Origin of the sequence: Streptomyces lancefieldiae, assembly GCF_031845825.1 — a bacterium.
GTDB lineage: Bacteria > Actinomycetota > Actinomycetes > Streptomycetales > Streptomycetaceae > Streptomyces > Streptomyces lancefieldiae.
In genome coordinates this window covers 29,091-49,016 of sequence record NZ_JAVRFH010000054.1, presented here as the reverse complement: position 1 = coordinate 49,016, position 19,926 = coordinate 29,091, and the positions used below count along the sequence as shown (strand labels likewise).

At 69.6% G+C, this 19,926-nt stretch carries 15 protein-coding genes; 1 reads left to right on the top strand and 14 read right to left on the bottom strand.

The annotated features are described in order from the left end of the window. The 11 genes from RM812_RS34055 to RM812_RS34005 all read right to left on the bottom strand — a co-directional run. The coding region (locus RM812_RS34055) for a trypsin-like serine protease (RefSeq protein WP_311581931.1) at window positions 1–1,306 on the bottom strand (1,306 nt) is incomplete at its 3' end. A gap of 300 nt (window positions 1,307–1,606) precedes the next feature. Beyond that, window positions 1,607–3,538, bottom strand: a complete 1,932-nt coding sequence (locus tag RM812_RS34050) for a TIGR03960 family B12-binding radical SAM protein (protein ID WP_311581928.1) — start codon at window positions 3,536–3,538, stop codon at window positions 1,607–1,609. Window positions 3,539–3,629: 91 nt separating this feature from the next. Then, on the bottom strand, window positions 3,630–4,829 hold the full coding sequence (gene rodA, locus RM812_RS34045) for a rod shape-determining protein RodA (protein WP_311581924.1): 1,200 nt from the start codon (window positions 4,827–4,829) through the stop codon (window positions 3,630–3,632). Further along, complete coding sequence (mrdA, locus tag RM812_RS34040; protein ID WP_311581921.1) at window positions 4,826–7,177, bottom strand: penicillin-binding protein 2; 2,352 nt, start codon at window positions 7,175–7,177, stop codon at window positions 4,826–4,828. The genes rodA and mrdA overlap by 4 nt, the downstream gene beginning before the upstream one ends. A 129-nt stretch (window positions 7,178–7,306) precedes the next feature. After that, the gene (gene mreD, locus RM812_RS34035) at window positions 7,307–7,978 is read right to left on the bottom strand and encodes a rod shape-determining protein MreD (protein WP_311581918.1); all 672 of its coding nucleotides are present in this window, start codon (window positions 7,976–7,978) and stop codon (window positions 7,307–7,309) included. A 13-nt stretch (window positions 7,979–7,991) separates the two neighbouring features. Next, complete coding sequence (mreC, locus tag RM812_RS34030) at window positions 7,992–8,984, bottom strand: rod shape-determining protein MreC (protein ID WP_311581915.1); 993 nt, start codon at window positions 8,982–8,984, stop codon at window positions 7,992–7,994. A 243-nt stretch (window positions 8,985–9,227) separates the two neighbouring features. After that, entirely contained in the window at window positions 9,228–10,247 is a 1,020-nt protein-coding gene (locus RM812_RS34025; protein ID WP_019325389.1) for a rod shape-determining protein, read from the bottom strand. Window positions 10,248–10,566: 319 nt separating this feature from the next. After that, window positions 10,567–10,980 carry a nucleoside-diphosphate kinase gene (ndk, locus tag RM812_RS34020; RefSeq protein ID WP_007449819.1) on the bottom strand — a complete coding sequence of 138 codons (414 nt, stop codon included), beginning with the start codon at window positions 10,978–10,980 and terminating at the stop codon, window positions 10,567–10,569. A gap of 104 nt (window positions 10,981–11,084) precedes the next feature. Next, window positions 11,085–11,441, bottom strand: a complete 357-nt coding sequence (locus RM812_RS34015) for a DUF4233 domain-containing protein (RefSeq protein ID WP_311581903.1) — start codon at window positions 11,439–11,441, stop codon at window positions 11,085–11,087. A gap of 7 nt (window positions 11,442–11,448) precedes the next feature. Then, complete coding sequence (folC, locus tag RM812_RS34010; RefSeq protein ID WP_311581900.1) at window positions 11,449–12,963, bottom strand: bifunctional tetrahydrofolate synthase/dihydrofolate synthase; 1,515 nt, start codon at window positions 12,961–12,963, stop codon at window positions 11,449–11,451. Window positions 12,964–13,139: 176 nt separating this feature from the next. Further along, window positions 13,140–15,764, bottom strand: coding sequence for a valine--tRNA ligase (locus RM812_RS34005; RefSeq protein WP_311581897.1), 2,625 nt, complete (start codon window positions 15,762–15,764; stop codon window positions 13,140–13,142). 138 nt (window positions 15,765–15,902) lie between these two features. Between RM812_RS34005 and RM812_RS34000 the strand changes: the two genes are divergently transcribed. Continuing rightward, the gene (locus RM812_RS34000) at window positions 15,903–16,895 is read left to right on the top strand and encodes a hypothetical protein (protein WP_311581894.1); all 993 of its coding nucleotides are present in this window, start codon (window positions 15,903–15,905) and stop codon (window positions 16,893–16,895) included. 73 nt (window positions 16,896–16,968) lie between these two features. Here RM812_RS34000 and clpX read toward each other — a convergent pair whose 3' ends face one another. The 3 genes from clpX to RM812_RS33985 form a co-directional block, all read right to left on the bottom strand. Beyond that, window positions 16,969–18,255, bottom strand: a complete 1,287-nt coding sequence (gene clpX / locus RM812_RS33995; RefSeq protein ID WP_121710244.1) for an ATP-dependent Clp protease ATP-binding subunit ClpX — start codon at window positions 18,253–18,255, stop codon at window positions 16,969–16,971. A 190-nt stretch (window positions 18,256–18,445) separates the two neighbouring features. Beyond that, window positions 18,446–19,147: an ATP-dependent Clp protease proteolytic subunit gene (locus RM812_RS33990; protein WP_311581890.1), complete on the bottom strand. Its 702-nt coding sequence runs from the start codon at window positions 19,145–19,147 to the stop codon at window positions 18,446–18,448. Between the two features lie 86 nt (window positions 19,148–19,233). Continuing rightward, on the bottom strand, window positions 19,234–19,839 hold the full coding sequence (locus tag RM812_RS33985) for an ATP-dependent Clp protease proteolytic subunit (RefSeq protein WP_311581934.1): 606 nt from the start codon (window positions 19,837–19,839) through the stop codon (window positions 19,234–19,236). Window positions 19,840–19,926: the final 87 nt, after the last annotated feature.

Here is a 19,926-nt window from a genome sequence, read left to right as displayed (position 1 = left end):
GCGCACCGAACCCGGCACCCGTACTGCTCAACGTCCACAACGCCGTACGGTTCGCACCGTCACTCGCCTGACCGTTGTCGTACAACACACCCACATCGCCACGACCATCACCGTCGAAGTCGCCGGACACCACCTTCGAACGACTCCAGTCCCAGCTGGGTCCACCGTCAGTGACGTTGTCCCACACCTTGACCGGCTTGCCGAGGCCGGAGCCCGTACTCGTGAACGTCCACAACGCCGTGCGGTTGACACCGTCGCTCTGCCGGCCGTTGTCGTACAACACGCCCACGTCGCTGCGGCCGTCGCCGTTGAAGTCACCGGAGACCACCTTGGAACGGCTCCAGTTCCAGCTGCCGAACTCGGCGCTGTCCCACGTGCGCAGCGGCGCGCCGAAACCGGCACCCGTGCTGGCGAACGTCCACAACGCCGTACGGCCGGAGCCGTCACTCTGCAGACCGTTGTCGTACAGCACGCCCACATCACTACGACCGTCGCCGTCGTAGTCGGAGGCGGGGGTCCGCACGGCGTTGCCGGTGATCCAGTCGCGTACGTCGTCGACCCGGGTGCCGACCGCGCTGGCGGACGTTCCCTCCGCCGCGTCGATGCCGAAACAGCCCACCTGGTTCGAACGGCTGCTGACCGCGACGAGCGCCGGCCGGCCGTCCACCGTACGCACGACCGGGCCGCCCGCGTCGCCCTGGCAGACCGAGGCGCCGTCCTTGCCGCTCAGGGCAAGGTCGCCGCCGCTGACGGCGGTGACGGTGAACGTCCCGGTGTGCTGGTCGAGCGGCGCCCACTCCTGCGCCGTGCGGCCGTGACCGGCCACCGTCAGATCCTGCCCGGCGGCGGGAGCGGTTGCGGCGACGGGGACGGGGGCCACGCCCGTGACGGGCTGGGCGAGACGGGCCAGCACCAGGTCGCGCTCGCCGTGCGGACGCAGTTCCACGACGTCCCGCGTCTGGCCGCCGCCCACGGTCGCCACCGTCTTCAGCCGGGGCGCGCCGGCCGGGACCGAGAGGTCGGTGGCCGGGTCGTCGGCGAAGCAACTGGCGGCCGTGAGCACCCACTCGGAGGAGACCAAGGAGCCCGAGCAGCCCCGCTGGTAGTCACCGACCAGCAGCCGGGCGGTGAAGCCGTGATCGGCGCCCGTCGAGGGTTCGCCGACCACCGCGTGGGCCGGCGCGACGGTCAGGAGCAGCAGCGGCGCCGCACCGAGCAGCGCCGTGGTCCTGACCGCGGCGGCGCCCAGAGCGCCGCCCCGTCTGAGTCGATCCGGAAGTGAAGCGTTCTTGCCGCGTGGCTTCATTGCAGTCCTAGGGTTCGGTCCGTGCCGTACTGACTGAGGGCTGCGGACCCGCCGACTGCTCTTCGGTTGTCGCAGGGCGCGCACGCCCACACACGCACACGGGCCGCGCCCACCCCCGAAACCCGACCGCCGGCGGAGAGCGTTCTTCGCCCAAGGTTCACGAAAAGAACCGCTTGCCCGCACCCCTCTGGTCATCTAAGACCGCGCTTCGTGATCTCGTCCACAGGCAGAAACGGCGCAAACTGACTGTACGTCACGGACGCGCCGTGACGTACGTCACTCCAACGGCGGCGACGCGGCCTACTTCACCGTCAACGGCAGCAGCTTCTTGCCCGTCGGGCCGATCTGGATCTCCGTGTCCATCGCCGGGCACACCCCGCAGTCGAAGCACGGCGTCCAGCGGCAGTCCTCGACCTCGGTCTCGTCGAGGGCGTCCTGCCAGTCCTCCCAGAGCCAGTCCTTGTCCAGGCCGGAGTCGAGGTGGTCCCAGGGGAGGACCTCCTCGTAGGAGCGCTCGCGGGTCGTGTACCAGTCGACGTCGACGCCGAGGGGCTCCAGGGCCTTGTCGGCGCAGGCCATCCAGCGGTCGTAGGAGAAGTGCTCGCGCCAGCCGTCGAAGCGGCCGCCGTCGTCGTAGACGGCGCGGATGACGGCGCCGATGCGGCGGTCACCGCGGGAGAGCAGGCCCTCGACGATGCCGGGCTTGCCGTCGTGGTAGCGGAAGCCGATGGAGCGGCCGTACTTCTTGTCGCCGCGGATCTTGTCGCGCAGCTTCTGCAGCCGGGCGTCGGTCTCGTCGGCCGAGAGCTGCGGCGCCCACTGGAAGGGGGTGTGGGGCTTGGGGACGAAGCCGCCGATGGACACCGTGCAGCGGATGTCGCCCGAGCCGGAGACCTCGCGGCCCTTCTGGATGACGTGCGTGGCCATGTCGGCGATCTGGAGGACGTCGTCGTCCGTCTCGGTGGGCAGGCCGCACATGAAGTACAGCTTCACCTGGCGCCAGCCGTTGCCGTACGCCGTCGCGACGGTGCGGATCAGGTCCTCTTCCGAGACCATCTTGTTGATGACCTTGCGGATGCGCTCGGAGCCGCCCTCGGGGGCGAAGGTGAGACCGGAGCGGCGGCCGTTGCGGGTCAGCTCGTTGGCGAGGTCGATGTTGAAGGCGTCGACGCGGGTGGAGGGGAGGGACAGGCCGATCTTGTCCTCCTCGTACCGGTCCGCGAGGCCCTTGGCGACGTCGCCGATCTCCGAGTGGTCCGCGGAGGAGAGGGAGAGGAGACCGACCTCCTCGAAGCCCGTCGCCTTCAGGCCCTTGTCGACCATGTCGCCGATGCCGGTGATGGAGCGCTCGCGCACCGGGCGGGTGATCATGCCGGCCTGGCAGAAGCGGCAGCCGCGGGTGCAGCCGCGGAAGATCTCCACGGACATCCGCTCGTGGACCGTCTCGGCCAGCGGGACCAGGGGCTGCTTGGGGTAGGGCCACTCGTCGAGGTCCATCACCGTGTGCTTGGAGACGCGCCACGGCACGCCCGAGCGGTTCGGTACGACGCGGGCGATCCGGCCGTCGGGGAGGTACTCGACGTCGTAGAAGCCGGGGACGTAGACCCCGCCCGTCTTCGCCAGGCGCAGCAGGAGTTCCTCGCGGCCGCCGGGGCGGCCCTCGGCCTTCCAGGCGCGGATGATCGCGGTGATCTCCAGGACGGCCTGCTCGCCGTCGCCGATGACCGCGCAGTCGATGAAGTCGGCGATCGGCTCGGGGTTGAAGGCCGCGTGTCCGCCGGCCAGGACGACCGGGTCGTCGATGCCCCGGTCCTTGGACTCCAGCGGGATGCCGGCCAGGTCCAGGGCGGTCAGCATGTTCGTGTAGCCGAGCTCCGTGGAGAAGGAGAGGCCGAACACGTCGAAGGCGCCCACCGGACGGTGGCTGTCGACCGTGAACTGCGGGACGGCGTGCTCCCGCATCAGCGCCTCCAGGTCCGGCCACACGCTGTAGGTGCGCTCGGCGAGGACGCCGTCCTGCTCGTTGAGGACCTCGTAGAGGATCATGACGCCCTGGTTCGGCAGGCCGACCTCGTACGCGTCCGGGTACATCAGTGCCCAGCGGACGTCGCAGGAGTTCCAGTCCTTGACCGTGGAGTTGAGCTCTCCGCCGACGTACTGGATCGGCTTCTGCACATGCGGGAGCAGAGCTTCGAGCTGCGGAAACACAGACTCGGCGGCTTCGGCAGGCATCTCACGGAACCTTCGTGTGCTGACAGGGGGGACCATCCAGCCTAACCCGGCGGAGGAGGTCCCCCGTACCGCCCGCCCTGTCGCCCCCCGGCTACGCCGACATCGGTCTCTGCACGGTGATCGACTGGAGCAGTCCGACCGCTATCCACACCGCGAACATCGAGGAGCCGCCGTACGACACGAAGGGCAGGGGCAGACCGGTCACCGGCATGATGCCGAGCGTCATGCCGATGTTCTCGAAGGCCTGGAAGGCGAACCAGGCGACGATGCCGGCGGCGACGATCGTGCCGTAGAGGTCGGTCGTCTCGCGGGCGATCCTGCAGCCGCGCCAGAGGATCACGCCGAGCAGGAGGACGATGAGGCCCGCGCCGAGGAAGCCCAGTTCCTCGCCGGCGACCGTGAAGACGAAGTCGGTCTGCTGTTCCGGGACGAAGCGGCCCGTGGTCTGCGAGCCGTGGAAGAGGCCGGAGCCGGTCAGGCCGCCGGAGCCGATCGCGATGCGCGCCTGGTTGGTGTTGTAGCCGACGCCCGCGGGGTCCAGTTCCGGGTTGGCGAAGGCGGCGAAGCGGTTGATCTGGTAGTCGTCCAGGATGCCGAGCTGCCAGACGGCGAGCGCGCCGAGCGTTCCGGCGCCGAGGAGGCCGAAGACCCACCGGTTGGTGGCGCCGGAGGCGAGCAGCACGCCCAGCACGATGATGACCATGACCATGACCGACCCGAGGTCGGGCATGAGCATCACGATCATCATCGGCACGGTGGCCAGGCCCAGGGCCTGCAGCACGGTGCGGTGGTCCGGGTAGGGCCGGTCGCCGGCGTCCACGCGGGCGGCCAGCAGCATCGCCATGCCCAGGATGATCGTGATCTTCACGAACTCCGAGGGCTGCAGGGAGAAGCCGCCGGGGAGCTTGATCCAGGAGTGGGCGCCGTTGATGGTCGAGCCGAGCGGCGTGAGCACCAGCAGGATCAGGAACACGGACGCGCCGTAGAGGAGCGGTACGGCGGTGCGCAGGGCGCGGTGGCCGAGCCAGACCGTGGCGACCATGAAGGCGACCCCGATGCCGGTGTTCAGCAGGTGCCGGGTGAGGAAGTAGTACTGGTCGCCCTGGTTGAGCTCGGTGCGGTTGCGGGTCGCGGAGTAGACGAGCAGCGAGCCCATCAGTGACAGGGCGACGGCGGCCAGCAGTATCGGCCAGTCGAGCCGGCGTGTCATCGAGTCGCGGGCGAACAGCCGGGTCCACCCGGCCTTCTCGGGTCCGTACCCGGAGACCTGGAAGCTGTTGGCCCCGGTCATGTGCGTGCCCTCCGGCTTCCGCTTCTGCTTCCGCTTGCGCCTCTGCCGGCGCTTGCGCCCCTGCTTCCGCTTGCGCCCCTGCTTCCGCTTGCGCCGCCGCGTCGGGTCCCGCCGCCGCGCCGTCGGTGCCGGCGCGTCTCGCGGTTGTCGCCGTTCTGCGTAGGCGTCGTCGCCCCCTGCTGCTGGTCGTCGACGGGGGCGTACTCGTCCTCGGGGGAGGCCTTCTCGTCCGGCTGCAGGTCCTTGACGACGTCCTTGGGGAGCGCCGGTGCCGGGATGGTCCCGTCGGCCTTGATCTGCGGCAGCTTCGCCTGGGGCTGGGGCAGGAGCGCCTTCTTCCGGTCGATCGCCCCGTCGTCCGAGACGCCGTACAGCGCGTCGTAGATGTTGCGGACGGCGGGACCGGAGGCGCCGGAGCCCGTACCGCCCTGGGAGATCGTCATCACGATCGCGTAGTCGTCGGTGTAGGTGGCGAACCACGAGGTGGTCTGCTTGCCGTAGACCTCGGCGGTACCGGTCTTGGCGTGCATCGGGATCTCGTCCTGCGGCCAGCCGCCGAACCGCCAGGCGGCGGTGCCGCGGGTGGCGACGCCGGCGAGGGCGTCGTCCATCTTGGCCAGCGTGGTCCTGCTTATCGGCAGCTTGCCGTGGGACTCGGGCTTCAGCTCCTCGACCTGCTTGCCGTCGGGGCTGACGATCGCCTTGCCGATGGTCGGGTCGTAGAGGGTGCCGCCGTTGGAGATGGCCGAGTAGATGGTGGCCATCTGGATGGGGGTGACGAGGGTGTCGCCCTGGCCGATGGAGTAGTTGACGGAGTCACCGGCGCGCATCTTGTTGCCCTCGAGGCAGTTCTCGTACGCGATCTTCTCGACGTACGAGCCGTCCTTCTTGCCCGTCTTGCACCACGCGTCCTTGTTGGCCTCCCAGTACTCCTGCTTCCACTTGCGGTCGGGGACGCGGCCGGAGACCTCGTTGGGGAGGTCGATGCCGGTCTCCTTGCCGAGGCCGAACTGGTGGGCGGCCTTGTAGAAGTAGTCGTTGGGGTTCTTGGGGTTCATGCCGCCGTCCTTCAGCCACTCCTGGTGGGCCAGGCGGTAGTAGACGGTGTCGCAGGAGAGCTCCAGGGCGCGGCCGATGCTGATCGGACCGTAGCTGGCGGACTCGAAGTTCTTGAAGACCTGGCCGCCGATGGAGTAGGAGCTGGAGCAGTCGTAGTTGCCGTCGAACTCGTAGCCCGCCTCCACCGCGGCGGAGGAGGAGACCACCTTGAAGATCGAGCCGGGGGCCGCCTGGCCCTGGATGGCCCGGTTGAGCAGCGGGTAGTTGGAGTCCTTGCCGGTGAGCTTCTTGTAGTCGGCGCCGGAGATGCCGCCGACCCAGGCGTTCGGGTCGTACGTCGGGTTGGAGGCCATGGCGACGACGCGTCCGGTCTTGGCCTCCATCACCACGACCGCGCCGGAGTCGGCCTCGTAGGTGCGGCCGGTGTTGCGGTCCATCTCCTTGCGGGCGGCCTTCATCGCCTCGTTCAGTTCGTACTCGGCGACCCGCTGGACGCGGGCGTCGATGCTGGTGACGAGGTTGGAGCCGGGGACGCCGGGGTCGGACTCGGCCTCGCCGATGACGCGGCCGAGGTTGTCGACCTCGTATCGGGTGACGCCGGCCTTGCCGCGCAGCGCCTTGTCGTACTGGCGTTCCAGGCCGGAGCGGCCGACCTGGTCCGAGCGCAGGAAGGGCGAGTCGGTGTCCTGGGCCTTCTGGATCTCCTCGTCGGTGACCGGCGAGAGGTAGCCGAGGACCTGGGCGGTGTTGGACCGGCCGGGGGAGGTGTAGCGGCGCACGGCCTCGGGTTCGGCGGTGATGCCGGGGAAGTCCTCGGCGCGCTCGCGGATCTGGAGGGCCTGCTTGGGGGTGGCCTCGTCGGTGACGGGGATCGGCTGGTAGGGCGAGCCGTTCCAGCAGGGCTGCGGGGTCTCGGCGTCGCACAGCCGGACCTTGTCCATGACGTCCTGGGGCTTCATGCCGAGGACACCGGCGAGCTTGGTGAGGACGGCCTCGCCGTCGTCCTTCATCTTCAGCAGTTCGGTACGGGACGCGGAGACGACGAGCCGGGTCTCGTTGTCGGCGAGCGCCACGCCGCGCGCGTCCAGGATCGAGCCGCGGGGTGCGGGCTGGACGACCTGCTGGACGTGGTTGCCGGAGGCCTCCTTGGCGTACTCGTCGCCCTGGCGGATCTGGAGGTACCAGAGCCGGCCGCCGAGGGTGCCGAGGAGGGAGAGGACGAGGATCTGGATGACGACGAGCCGGGTCTGGACGCGGGTGCTGCGGCCGGTCTCCGGAATGTTAGTCATGGGCGCAGCCCATTCCGTTGAGGGTGGTGGTGGGCGACGGGTGGGGGTGGGACACTGCGGCTGCCTCCCCCTCTCGGCGTGTGTACGTGCCGGTGCGGGCGTACGGGTGGTACGGCGTCGTCAGCGTCGTCACAGCCGCTTGACCCCCTTGATGCGTCCGGCCCGGGCCATCCGCGCCCGCGCCGCCTTCACCCGCAGTCCGTTGCGCTGGCTGCCGATGCGCAGCCCCGTGCCGCCGGCGAGCCAGCCGGAGGAGATGTCGGCGCTCTGGCCCGCGGAACCGCTGTCGGCCAGCGGGTCGTTGTCGGCGCGTCTGGCCAGGGCCATGACGCCGGGGACGACGAAGGGCGCGAGCAGCAGGTCGTAGAGGGCGGCCGTGAACAGCAGGCCGGGCAGGCCGACATGGCGGGCGGTGGTGTCGCCGACGAGGGCGCCGACGCCGGCGTACAGCAGGGTGGTGCCGAGGGCGGCGACGACCACGACGGCCATGGGGCCGGTGGCCGACCTGAGCCGGCCGTTCTCCGGTTTGGCGAGGCCGGCGAGGTAGCCGATGACGCAGAGCACCAGGGCGTAGCGGCCGGCGGCGTGGTCGGCGGGCGGGGCGAGGTCGGCGAGGAGTCCGGCGCCGAAGCCGACGAGGGCGCCGCCGACATGGCCGTAGACGAGGGCCAGGCCGAGGACGGTGAGCAGCAGCAGGTCGGGGACGGCGCCGGGCAGGTGGAGGCGGGCGAGGACGCTCACCTGGAGCACCAGGGCGACGACGACCAGGGCGACGGACAGCAGGATCCGGTTGACGCGCATGGGGTGAAAGCTCCTACTGCTCGTTCTGTTCGGTCTGCTCGTTCTGTTCGGTCTGCTCGTCCGGCCCGGTCTGCGACTGGCCGTCGGCGGGGGCCCCGGCGGAGGGGGTCACGGTCACCGTCACGGTCGGCGTGGGTTCCGGCTTCGGCTTGTCCGGGAGCACCGTGTCGCGCGGGTCCTTCTGCGGGGCCTGGACGACGACGCCGACGATGTCGAGCTTGGTGAAGCTGACGAACGGCGTGACGTCGAGGGTGCGGGTCAGGTCGCCGCCGGAGGGGTCGACGCGGGAGACGACGCCGACGGGCACGCCGGGCACGAACGGCTTGTCGGCCTGGGAGCCGAACGTGACCAGGCGGTCGCCCTTGTCGACGTCCGCCTTGCCGTTGAGGAGTTCGACCCGCATGGGGCGGCCGCCCTGGCCGGAGGCGAAGCCGAGTTCGTCACCGGCCTCCATCCGGGTGCCGACGGTGAAGTCGGGGTCGTTGGCGAGGAGCACGGTGGCGGTGCTCGGGCCGACGGTGGTCACGCGTCCCACCAGGCCGTCGCCGTTGAGGACGGTCATGTCGCGCTTGATGCCGTCGTCGGCGCCGACGTCGATGGTGATGGTCCAGGAGAAGCCCTGCGCGGCTCCTATGGCGATGACCTGGGCACCCTTGATGCCGTACTGGCCGGCGCCGGCGAGCCCGAGCATCTTGTCGAACTGCTTCAGGCGGCTGCGTCCGCGCTCGTCGCTGCCGAGCTTCGCCTTCAAGGCCGCATTCTGCGTCTCCAGTTCGGCGAGCCGGTCGTGCCGGTCGCCGGAGTCACGGATCGCGGAGACCGCGTTGCCGACCGGGTCGACCGCGGACGACACCCCGTTCTCGATCGGACCGAAGACGGTGGCCGCGGCCCGCCGGGCGCCGTCGACCGGTGAGTCCTCCCCGCCGCGGATGTCCACCGTGATCAGTGCGAACGCGATGGCGATCAGCAGCACCAGGAGCAGCCGGCTCTCTTTCGTGTCCCTCACGTGCGGCGGCCGTGCCTTCCTCGTCGAATTCGGGAATTACGTGGCGGTGTTCAGGAATGCAGGTGATTCGGCACTTCGGGTACGCGAGGCCTTGAGCCACTTCACGTGCGTCAGGCACTTCCCGTACGTCCGGCACTTCACGTACGCCCGGAACTCCGGGTACGTCAGGTACCGGAACCCTCTATATCAACGATCCGCCGCACGAGAGGAGATCGTCTCGTACGGCGGAACCCAGGTGTCACGTCATCTGCGGGGCTGGGCGTCCAGCACCTGCTGGAGTGCCTCGAACTCCTCGACGCACTTGCCGGAACCGAGCGCGACGCTGTCCAGCGGGTCCTCGGCGATGTGGATCGGCATCCCGGTCTCCCGGCGCAGCCGCTCGTCGAGCCCGCGCAGCAGCGCGCCGCCGCCGGTCAGCACGATGCCCCGGTCCATGATGTCGCCGGACAGCTCCGGCGGGCACTTGTCGAGGGTCGTCTTGACGGCGTCGACGATCGCGTTGACCGGCTCCTCGATCGCCTTGCGGACTTCGGCGGCGGAGATGACGACGGTCTTGGGCAGCCCGGAGACGAGGTCCCGGCCGCGGATTTCGGTGTGCTCGTCGGCGTCGAGGTCGTACGCCGAACCGATCGTGATCTTGATCTGTTCGGCCGTGCGCTCACCCAGCAGAAGGCTGTACTCCTTCTTCACGTGCTGGATGATCGCGTTGTCCAGCTCGTCACCCGCGACACGGATGGACTGGGCGGTGACGATGCCGCCGAGCGAGATGACCGCGACCTCCGTGGTGCCGCCGCCGATGTCGACCACCATGTTGCCCGTGGCCTCGTGGACCGGCAGGCCGGATCCGATGGCCGCGGCCATGGGCTCCTCGATGATGTGCACCTGGCGGGCGCCGGCCTGGGACGACGCCTCGATGACGGCGCGGCGCTCGACGCCGGTGATGCCCGAGGGCACACAGACGACGACCCGCGGGCGAGCCAGATACCGCCGCTTGTGGATCTTCAGGATGAAGTAGCGGAGCATCCGCTCGGTGATCTCGAAGTCGGCGATCACGCCGTCCTTCAGCGGGCGCACGGCAACGATGTTGCCCGGGGTGCGCCCGATCATCTTCTTCGCTTCGGCGCCGACCGCGAGGATGCCACCGGTGTTGGTGTTGATCGCGACGACGGACGGCTCGTTGAGTACGATCCCGCGACCCCTGACGTACACCAGCGTGTTGGCGGTCCCGAGGTCGACAGCCATGTCACGGCCGATGAACGACATTGAGTTCCCCATCAGGATTCGACTGGCCTTCCCGGGAGCTTTTGAGGGCTTTTCAGGTAGGCGAGGTGGGTGCAGTGACGCGTGGAGGCTTCCATCGTAGACGCGCTTTCGCGAACACTGCGCGAGGGTCTTCGCCATTGTCAGCAGATGGCGCATCGCCCCGCTTGTGGAGACGGGCCAACGGAGGCATCCGTTCCCCCGATCAGGCGCGCATATGCCACAGGGCGGTCGCTTTTACACGACCGCCCCGGTCTGCCGCGGCCCATTGGCCTGACGTCGCGTCAGAAAAAAGGTGTGTCCGGCGTGTCCCGGAGACGGATCAGACGCGGCCCGGGAAGAAGATCTTCAGCTCGCGCTCGGCGGACTCCTCGGAGTCGGAGGCGTGAATCAGGTTCTCCCGGACGATCACGCCGAAGTCCCCGCGGATGGAGCCGGGAGCGGCGGCGATCGGGTCGGTCGGGCCGGCCAGCGCGCGCACGCCCTCGATGACCCGCTCGCCCTCGACGACCATGGCCACGACCGGGCCCGACGCCATGAACTCGACCAGCGGCTCGTAGAAGGGCTTGCCCTTGTGCTCGCCGTAGTGCTGCTCCAGCGTCTCGGCGTCCAGGGTGCGCAGTTCCAGCGCGGTGATCTGCCAGCCGGCCTTGCGCTCGATACGGCTGATGATCTCGCCGGTCAGGCCACGACGGACGGCATCGGGCTTGAGGAGGACGAGGCTGCGCTGAGTCACGAGGGGCTCCTTGGAATATGCGGGTGTGCGCTTGTGCGGAGGCCGCGTTGGCACGAGGTGATGACTGAGGTTACCGGGCGTGTCGCGGCGCCGGTCACGCAGCGTCAGGCAGCGTCGGGTGCGGAGGCGTCGGCCTGCGCCGCGAACCTCGCCTTCGCCTCGTCGATCTTCCGCCCGTAGTGCACCGAGGCCCACCACAGGGCCCCGAAGACCGCGCCCAGGAAGAACATCGTCGGCACGACGAACCCGGAGGCCACCAGGGCGATCTGCAGCGCCCAGCCGAGGGCGACGCCGCCGGGCCGGGTGACCGCACCGGACAGCAGCACGCACAGGAACATCGCGATGCCGCTGACCGTCCACACCGTCCCCATGGACAGGTCGGGGTCCTTCATGGCGACCAGTGCGGCGAAGCCGATCACGAAGACCTCGCCGATCAGAGTCGAAGCACAGAGCGTACGCACGCGTTTCTCAGCCCCTTCCGAGAAGCAGTCGGGCCTCGCCGACAGTGATGACGGAACCGGTGACGAGCACACCGCCGCCCGCGAACTCGCCTTCCTCCTCGGCCAGCGTGATCGCGGCCTCCAGGGCGTCCGGCAGCCGCGGCTCGACCTGGACCCGGTCCTCGCCGAACACCTCGACGGCGATGGCCGCCAGCTCGTCGGCGTCCATCGCGCGGTGGCTGGAGTTCTGGGTGACGACGACCTCGGCGAAGACCGGCTCGAAGGCCTCCAGCAGCCCCCGCACGTTCTTGTCGCCGCTCGCGCCGACCACGCCGATGAGCCGGCTGAACTGGAACGCCTCCCCGACCGCCTCGGCGGTGACCCGCGCGCCGGCCGGATTGTGCGCGGCGTCCAGCACCACGGTCGGCGAGCGCCGCACCACCTCCATCCGCCCCGGCGAGGCGACGGCGGCGAACGCCTTGCGCACGGTGTCGATGTCCAGCGGCTCGGGACGCTGCGCCCCGACGCCGAAGAACGCCTCGACGGCGGCCAGCGCGACGGCCGCATTGTGCGCCTGGTGGGCGCCGTGCAGCGGCAGATAGACCTCGGGGTACTCGCCGCCGAGCCCACGCAGGGTCATCAGCTGCCCGCCGACGGCGACCTGCCGGGCGACGACCCCGAACTCCAGCCCTTCCCGCGCCACCGTGGCGTTCACGTCCACGGCCTTCTTCAGCAGTACCTGCGCCGCGTCCACGGGCTGCTGGGCCAGGACCACGGTGGCGCCCTGCTTGACGATGCCGGCCTTCTCCCCCGCGATCGCGCCGGGCGTCTCACCGAGCCGGTCGGTGTGGTCCAGGTCGATGGGGGTGACGACGGCGACGTCCCCGTCGATGACGTTGGTGGCGTCCCAGGAGCCGCCCATCCCGACCTCGACGACGGCCACGTCGACGGGCGCGTCGGCGAAGGCGGCGTACGCCATGCCGGTCAGCACCTCGAAGAAGGACAGCCGGTACTCCTGCTGGGCGTCCACCATCTCGACGTACGGCTTGATGTCCGCGTACGTCTCGACGAACCGCTCGGCGGCGATCGGCGCCCCGTCCAGGCTGATGCGCTCGGTGATGGACTGCACGTGCGGCGAGGTGTACCGCCCGGTGCGCAGGTCGAAGGCGCCGAGCAGGGCCTCGATCATGCGGGCGGTGGAGGTCTTGCCGTTCGTCCCCGTGATGTGGATGGACGGGTACGTCCGCTGCGGGTCGCCCAGCACGTCCATCAGCGCGGCGATCCGGGTGACGGACGGCTCCAGCTTGGTCTCGCCCCAGCGGGTCGCGAGCTCCGTCTCCACCGCGCGCAGCGCCGCGTCCACCTCCGGATCCTCGGGGCGCCCGGGGATGTCGGCCTGCGGGGGACCGCCCTGGGTGCGCAGGGTGCGGCTGCCGGCCTCGATGACGGCGAGGTCGGGGTCGCGGGTGGTCTCCGCGTCGATGATCTCGTCGAAGGAGTCGAGGGGTTCGGGCTGGTCGTTCTCGCCGGGGATGTCGCTCACGGGACCAGTCTACGGAGGGTCGCCGGCGTGCGTAGCTGCGGGCAGTCGTGCCGCTTGGGGCGGCACGGGTGGGCGCAGCGGCACCCCGTCGCGCCGGGCTGCGCACCCACCCGACGGCAACCGAAGGCCCCGGAGCCGATCCAGCTCCGGGGCCTTCACCGACGTAGAACCGGCGCCTACGCCTCCGGCAGCTTCTCCAGCTGCGCAGTGATCCGGGCGATGTCCTCGTCCGCCTTGGCCAACCGCCCCCGGATCTTGTCCACGACGTGATCCGGCGCCTTCCCGAGGAACGCCTCATTGCCCAGCTTGGCGTTGGCCTGCGCCTTCTCCTTCTCCGCAGCCGCGAGGTCCTTGGCCAGCCGCTTGCGCTCGGCGGCGAAGTCGATGACCCCGGAGAGGTCGAGGGCGACCTCGACCCCCGCGACGGGCAGCGTCGCCGTCGCCGAGAAGCCCTCACCCTCCGGCTGGAGCCGCAGCAGCTGCCGGACGGCCGCCTCGTGCGCCGCGAGCGCGGTGCCCTCCAGGGTGAGCCGGGCCGGAACCCGCTGGCCGGGCTGGAGGCCCTGGTCGGCGCGGAAGCGGCGGACCTCGGTGATGACGGACTGGAGCGTCTCGATCTCCCGCTCGGCGTCGGCGTCCCGGAAGCCCGAGTCGGTCGGCCACTCGGCGATGACGACCGACTCGCCACCGGTGAGCGTGGTCCACAGCGTCTCGGTGACGAACGGGACGACCGGGTGCAGCAGCCGCAGCGTGACGTCGAGGACCTCGCCCAGGACGCGCTTGCTGACTTCGGCGGCCTCGCCACCCGCCTGGAACGTCGTCTTGGACAGCTCGACGTACCAGTCGAAGACCTCGTCCCAGGCGAAGTGGAACAGCGCGTCTGACAGCTTCGCGAACTGGTAGTCCTCGTAGTACGCGTCGACCTCGGCGACGACCGAGTTCAGCCGGGAGAGGATCCACCGGTCGGTCGAGGACATCCTCGACGCGTCCGGCAGCGGGCCCTGGACCGTCGCGCCGTTCATCAGCGCGAAGCGGGTGGCGTTCCAGATCTTGTTGGCGAAGTTGCGGGAGCCCTGGACCCAGTCCTCGCCGATCGGGACGTCGACACCCGGGTTGGCGCCGCGGGCGAGCGTGAACCGCAGGGCGTCGGAGCCGTACTTGTCCATCCAGTCCAGCGGGTTGACCACGTTCCCGAAGGACTTGGACATCTTCTTGCCGTTCTGGTCACGGACCATGCCGTGCAGGGCGATGGTGTGGAACGGCGGGGTGCCGTCCATCGCGTAGAGGCCGAACATCATCATCCGGGCGACCCAGAAGAAGAGGATGTCGTAGCCGGTGACCAGGACGGAGTTCGGGTAGAACTTCGCGAGCGACTCGGTCTGCCCGGGCCAGCCCAGGGTGGAGAACGGCCACAGGCCCGACGAGAACCAGGTGTCCAGGACGTCGGAGTCCTGGTGCCAGCCCTCGCCGCTCGGCGGCTCCTCGCCCGCACCGACGCACACGATCTCGCCGTTCGGGCCGTACCAGACCGGGATGCGGTGGCCCCACCACAGCTGGCGCGAGATGCACCAGTCGTGGAGGTTGTCGACCCAGTCGAAGTACCGCTTCTCCATCTCCTGCGGGTGGATCCTGACCTTGCCGTCGCGGACCGCGTCGCCGGCGGCCTTCGCGAGCGGGCCGACCTTGACCCACCACTGCATGGACAGGCGCGGCTCGATGGTGGTCTTGCAGCGCGAGCAGTGGCCGACGCTGTGGACGTAGGGCCGCTTCTCGGCGACGATCCGGCCCTCGGCGCGCAGCGCGGCGACGATGGCGGAGCGGGCCTCCAGGCGGTCCAGGCCCAGGAAGGGGCCGTGGGCGGTGATGACCGCGTGCTCGTCCATGACCGCGATGGCGGGCAGGTCGTGGCGCTGGCCGATCTCGAAGTCGTTCGGGTCGTGGGCGGGCGTCACCTTGACGGCGCCGGTGCCGAACTCGGGGTCGACGTGCTCGTCGGCGACGACCGGGATGGAACGGTCGGTCAGCGGCAGCTTGATGAGCTTGCCGACCAGGTGCTTGTAGCGCTCGTCGTCCGGGTGGACGGCGACCGCCGTGTCACCGAGCATCGTCTCCGCGCGGGTGGTGGCGACGACGATGGTGTCGTCCCCGTCCCCGTACTTCATGGAGACCAGCTCGCCGTCGTCGTCCTGGTACTCGACCTCGATGTCGGAGATCGCGGTCAGGCAGCGGGGGCACCAGTTGATGATGCGCTCGGCGCGGTAGATCAGCTCGTCGTCGTAGAGCCGCTTGAAGATGGTCTGGACGGCCTGGGACAGGCCCTCGTCCATGGTGAACCGCTCACGCGACCAGGCGACGCCGTCGCCGAGGCGGCGCATCTGCCCGCTGATCTGCCCGCCGGACTCGCCCTTCCACTGCCAGACGCGCTCGACGAACGCCTCACGGCCGAGGTCGTGCCGGGACTTGCCCTCCTTGGCCAGCTCCCGCTCGACGACGTTCTGCGTGGCGATGCCGGCGTGGTCCATGCCGGGCTGCCACAGCGTCTCGTACCCCTGCATCCGCTTGCGGCGGGTCAGGGCGTCGATGAGCGTGTGCTCGAAGGCGTGCCCGAGGTGCAGGCTGCCCGTGACGTTCGGCGGCGGGATGACGACGGTGTACGGCGGCTTGTCGCTCTTGGCGTCCGCCTCGAAGTAGCCCCGTTCTACCCAGCGCTCGTACAGCTTCCCCTCTACCTCGGCCGGCGTGTACTGGGTCGGCAGTTCGGTCGTGGGCGCTGATTGCGGCTGCTGAGTGTTCTCGGTCACGGGGGTCAGTTTACGGGCGTCACGACCGTGTACCGAAACGCGTTTCGTTCGTAACGGTGCGGCCCCCGGTGACCTGCGCACGCCAGGACTGCGTCAGGATGTCGGCATCACGTAAACATCTGGAGGGGGAACCCAGCGATGAGTCACAACCAGCCGGGCCCGTACGGCGGGCAGCCCCAGCAGCCCGGGCCGTACGGCCAGCCGGGCCCGTACGGCCAGCAGCCGCCGCAGGCGCCCCAGCCCGGCTATGGCTACCCCCAGCAGACGCCTCCGCCGCCGCAGCCGGGTTACGGCTACCCGCAGCAGCCCCAGCAGGGCGGCGGCGTCCCGCCGCAGCAGCCGCCGTACGGCCAGCAGGCCCCCTACGGTCAGCAGGCCCCGTACGGTCAGCAGCCTCCCTACGGCCAGCAGCCCTACAGCGTGCCCCAGCCCCCGGCCCCGAGCGGCGGCGGCAAGAAGAAGGCGGGCCTGATCATCGGCGCGGTCGCGGTCGTGGCGGCGATCGGCGTCGGGGCGTACTTCGTGCTGGGCGGCGGCGGGGGCGGCGGCTCGGACATCGCCGACGACGGCCCGCACAAGCTGACGACTCCGAAGACGGTGCTCGGCGAGTACAAGCAGGACGAGAGCGAGAGCGGCGGCATGGACGCCGGCGACATGAAGGACGCCGCGGAGTGGGGGGTGAAGGACGCCAAGGACGTGAGCGCCTCGTACGCGACGGAGAACAAGGAAAACCCGCTGGCCAGTAAGCAGCTCACGTTCGGTGGCGTCTACGGCTCGATCGACGACCCGGAGAAGGCCCTCGACGCGATGTTCGCGCACATGAAGAAGGAGAGCCAGAAGGGCGGCAGCGACCAGGACGTGACCTTCGTCGGCGAGCCGAAGGAGTACAAGCCCGATTCCCTCGACGGCGCCGTCGTCAAGTGCCAGGAAGCCACGTTCGACAACTCCGACGGCGGACCGAACGCGCCGAAGACGATGAACATCACGTACTGCGGCTGGGCCGACCACAGCACGCTCGGCTTCGCCATGCCGATGAGCCTCCTGGACATCGCGGCCGGCAAGAAGACCGACCCGGCCGAGGCGGCCGACGTCACCGCCAAGCTCCGCAAGGAAGTCCGCGTCAAGATCTGACGCCGGAACGGCGACGCGGAAGGGGCCCGGTCGGTCGACCGGGCCCCTTCGGCCTTCGTGCGTACGGCGACGGCTACGCCGTCTTCTGCTCCCCCGAGCCCCGCCCCCGCGAATCCCGGGGGATCAGCGTCGGGTTGACGTTGGAGAGGACCACGTCGGCCGTGATGACGACGCGGGCGACGTCCTTGCGGGAGGGCACCTCGTACATGACGCCCTGGAGGACCTCCTCCATGATGGCGCGCAGGCCGCGGGCGCCGGTCTGGCGGAGGATGGCCTGGTCGGCGATGGCCTCCAGGGCCTCGCGCTCGAAGTCCAGCTCGACGCCGTCGAGTTCGAAGAGGCGCTCGTACTGCTTGACGAGTGCGTTGCGGGGCTCGACGAGGATCTGGAGCAGGGCCTCGCGGTCGAGGTTGTGGACCGAGGTGATGACGGGCAGCCGGCCGATGAACTCGGGGATCATCCCGAACTTCACCAGGTCCTCCGGCATGACCTGCTCGAACTGGTCCTTGGACTCGATCTCCCGCTTGGAGCGGATCGTCGCGCCGAAGCCGATGCCCTTGGCGCCGGCCCGGCCCTCGATGATCTTCTCCAGGCCCGCGAAGGCACCGCCCACGATGAACAGGACGTTCGTCGTGTCGATCTGGATGAACTCCTGGTGCGGGTGCTTGCGGCCGCCCTGCGGCGGCACCGAGGCCGTGGTGCCCTCCAGGATCTTCAGCAGGGCCTGCTGGACGCCCTCGCCGCTGACGTCCCGGGTGATCGACGGGTTCTCGCTCTTGCGCGCGACCTTGTCGATCTCGTCGATGTAGATGATCCCGGTCTCGGCCTTCTTGACGTCGTAGTCGGCCGCCTGGATCAGCTTCAGCAGGATGTTCTCGACGTCCTCGCCGACGTACCCCGCCTCCGTGAGCGCCGTGGCGTCGGCGATCGCGAAGGGGACGTTCAGCATGCGCGCCAGGGTCTGCGCGAGGAGGGTCTTGCCGGAGCCCGTGGGGCCCAGCAGCAGGATGTTGGACTTCGCCAACTCGATGGCGTCCTCGCGGCCTTGGGCGCCGCCGTTCTCACCGGCCTGGACCCGCTTGTAGTGGTTGTACACCGCGACGGAGAGGGCCTTCTTGGCCGCCTCCTGGCCGACCACGTAGCTCTCGAGGAACTCGTAGATCTCGCGGGGCTTCGGGAGCTCCTCCCAGCGCACCTCGCTGGTCTCGGCGAGTTCTTCCTCGATGATCTCGTTGCAGAGATCGATGCACTCGTCGCAGATGTACACACCGGGCCCTGCGATGAGCTTCTTGACCTGCTTCTGGCTCTTTCCGCAGAACGAGCACTTGAGCAGATCGCCGCCGTCACCGATGCGTGCCACGGTGTGCTTCCCCTTCGCCTGGGAGACGCCTGGACGTCGACGTCACGTCAACGTCCAGCGGACTCCTGGTGCTGCCTTATGTCGACGGTACCTTGCCGGGCCCCCCGTCCGGGCCCCCCTTGGCACGGTTCGCTTTGACGTGAACCGCGTCAAACCGTGCCAAGGAGCGGCAGACGATACAGCCTCCCGCCTAGCGGAGAGAGGAGTTGTCCATCTTCCGGGTGGTGATGATCTGGTCGATCAGGCCGTAGCTCAGCGCGTCCTCGGCCGTGAGGATCTTGTCGCGCTCGATGTCCTCGCGGATCTTCTCGACCGGCGTGGTGGAGTGCTTGGCCAGCATCTCCTCGAGCTGCGAGCGCATCCGCAGGATCTCGTTCGCGGCGATCTCCAGGTCGGAGACCTGACCGCGGCCGGTCTCGCTGTACGGCTGGTGGATCAGGACGCGGGCGTTCGGCAGCGCCATGCGCTTGCCCGGCGTGCCGGCGGCCAGCAGGACGGCCGCGGCGGAGGCGGCCTGGCCCATGCAGACCGTCTGGATGTCCGGCTTCACGTACTGCATCGTGTCGTAGATGGCCGTGAGCGCCGTGAAGGAGCCGCCGGGGCTGTTGATGTAGACCGAGATGTCCCGGTCGGGGTCCATCGACTCCAGGCACAGGAGCTGCGCCATGACGTCGTTGGCGGAGGCGTCGTCGATCTGCACGCCGAGGAAGATCACGCGCTCCTCGAAGAGCTTCGCGTACGGGTCGTACTCCCGCACGCCCTGCGAGGTGCGCTCGACGAAGCGCGGGATGACGTAGCGGGACTCGGCGGTCGGGCCGGTGTACTCGGCGCTGAGGCCGGTGTACTCGGCACGCGAGCGGTCGTACAGGCCGCTGCCGGGGAAGTCGTTCACAGTGTCTCCTGGGAAGGGGCTGAGGCGGTCGGCTGAGGGCTGGCTGGGGCACGCCGGGGCCCCGGCTGGGGGCCCGCAGAGGGCTCTCAGGCCCCGGTGCCGCCGCCGCCCGGCATGCCGGCGGCCGTCGTCATCACGTCGTCGATGAGGCCGTACTCCTTGGCCTCGAAGGCGTCGAACCAGCGGTCGCGGTCCGAGTCGCGGGTGATCTGCTCGATCGTCTGGCCGGTGTGCTGGGCGGTGAGCTCGGCCATGCGCTTCTTGGTGTGCAGCAGCCGCTCGGCGTGGATCTTGATGTCCGAGGCCGAACCGGCCAGTCCGGCGGAGGGCTGGTGGATCAGGATCTCGGCGTTCGGGAGCGCGAAGCGCTTGCCCGGGGTACCCGCGCTGAGCAGGAACTGCCCCATCGAGGCCGCCAGACCCATCGCGATCGTCACCACGTCGTTCTTGATGTACTGCATGGTGTCGTAGATCGCCATGCCCGCCGTGATCGAACCGCCCGGGCTGTTGATGTACAGGTAGATGTCCTTCTCCGGGTCGGAGGCAAGGAGCAGCAGCTGTGCGGTGATCTTGTTCGCGATGTCGTCGTCGACCGGCTGGCCGAGGAAGATGATCCGCTCGCCGAGCAGCCGGTTGTAGACCTGGTCGCCGAGGCCACCACCGATGGAGGGCTCGCCGGCGGCGGAGGGCATCAGATTCGTCACGTATCCACCTGCTCGTCTTACGACGGCGCCGGGCCGTCTCACGTGTTCTGCCGGGGCGTGGGGCCGTCCGGCCGG

Excerpts from the sequence above, each read along its gene's own strand:
- RM812_RS34050 (WP_311581928.1), bottom strand. The coding sequence starts at position 3,538 with ATGCCTGCCGAAGCCGCCGAGTCTGTGTTTCCGCAGCTCGAAGCTCTG.
- rodA (WP_311581924.1), bottom strand. The coding sequence starts at position 4,829 with ATGACCGGGGCCAACAGCTTCCAGGTCTCCGGGTACGGACCCGAGAAG.
- mrdA (WP_311581921.1), bottom strand. The coding sequence starts at position 7,177 with ATGACTAACATTCCGGAGACCGGCCGCAGCACCCGCGTCCAGACCCGG.
- mreD (WP_311581918.1), bottom strand. The coding sequence starts at position 7,978 with ATGCGCGTCAACCGGATCCTGCTGTCCGTCGCCCTGGTCGTCGTCGCC.
- RM812_RS34025 (WP_019325389.1), bottom strand. The coding sequence starts at position 10,247 with ATGTCGTTCATCGGCCGTGACATGGCTGTCGACCTCGGGACCGCCAAC.
- RM812_RS34000 (WP_311581894.1), top strand. The coding sequence starts at position 15,903 with ATGAGTCACAACCAGCCGGGCCCGTACGGCGGGCAGCCCCAGCAGCCC.
- RM812_RS33985 (WP_311581934.1), bottom strand. The coding sequence starts at position 19,839 with ATGCCCTCCGCCGCCGGCGAGCCCTCCATCGGTGGTGGCCTCGGCGAC.